The organism is Pseudomonas tehranensis (assembly GCF_014268615.1).
Classification (GTDB): Bacteria; Pseudomonadota; Gammaproteobacteria; order Pseudomonadales; family Pseudomonadaceae; genus Aquipseudomonas; species Aquipseudomonas tehranensis.
On sequence record NZ_JABWQV010000471.1, the window covers coordinates 1 to 952 of the forward strand.

A 952-nucleotide genomic window follows, 5' to 3' on the forward strand; every position below is an offset into this window, starting at 1 on the left:
AAACCCCGCAGGTTCTGCCTGCGGGGTTTTTCTTTTTCACCACTTGCCCGTGCTCATCCCACCGTCCACCGGCAAAATCGCGCCGGTCGTGAAATCAGCGCCTGCCAGGTACAGCACCGCTTCGGCGATTTCCTTGATGGTGCCCACACGACCGGCCGGGGCCAGGTTATTGAGAAACTCACGATGGGCCGGGTCATGCATAGGCGTGTCAATGATGCCCGGTGCAACCGCGTTGACCTTGATGTTGTGAGGCGATAGTTCCAGCGCCAGGGCGCGGGTCATCTGGTTGACCCCGCCTTTGATCAATACCGGCAGCGCCGCCGGCACCTGGATGTTCGGTTGCAGGGCCACGGCGGCCGAAATGTTGATGATGAAGCCTTGCTGGCGCCCGATCATGTGCGCGGCAGCCGCCTGGCTGGCGTAGACCAGCCCCTTGAGGTTGGTGTCCAGCAGCGCTTCCAGGTCCTGGGGGCTGTATTCGATGAAGGGTTTTGGCAGGAAGAAACCTGCGTTGTTTACCAGTCCGTCAACGGCGCCGAAGACCTCGATGGCCTTGGCTATAAGTGTGGTTGAAGTGGCCGGGTCAGCAATGTCACCGGCCACGCCAAGGAAATTCGCCGGATGGCCGAGCTGTTGCGCGGCGCTGTCCAGGCCGGACTGGGAGCGGGCATTGCCCACCACGTTATAGCCGCGATCCAGGAACGCCTGGACCAGACCCAGGCCGATGCCGCTGGAAGCGCCGGTGATGATGACGGTTTTGTTGAGGTTCATGATGGGACTCCTGATCAATTGAATTGAAACCGTTGCGCCGATGTTGGCGGTGGTTGGGATCAGGGTATTGATGCGTCAAAGGTTGATAAATAGGGGGTCTGGTATTTGAGTTGATACCTGATGTAATCAATTGTTTGATCACCACACTAGCTAGTGTGGGAGCGGGCTTGCTCGCGAATGC

The 952-nt window shown here is 58.9% G+C and carries 1 protein-coding gene; it reads right to left on the minus strand.

Annotation, left to right across the window (positions count from 1 at the left end; all coding sequences use genetic code 11):
• Positions 1–36: 36 nt before the first annotated feature.
• The gene (locus tag HU811_RS27025; RefSeq protein WP_092398697.1) at positions 37–771 is read right to left on the minus strand and encodes an SDR family NAD(P)-dependent oxidoreductase; all 735 of its coding nucleotides are present in this window, start codon (positions 769–771) and stop codon (positions 37–39) included.
• Between the last annotated feature and the right edge of the window lie 181 nt (positions 772–952).

What these genes read in the sequence shown, in the direction of transcription:
- HU811_RS27025 (WP_092398697.1), bottom strand. Translation starts at nt 771, where the DNA reads ATGAACCTCAACAAAACCGTCATCATCACCGGCGCTTCCAGCGGCATC.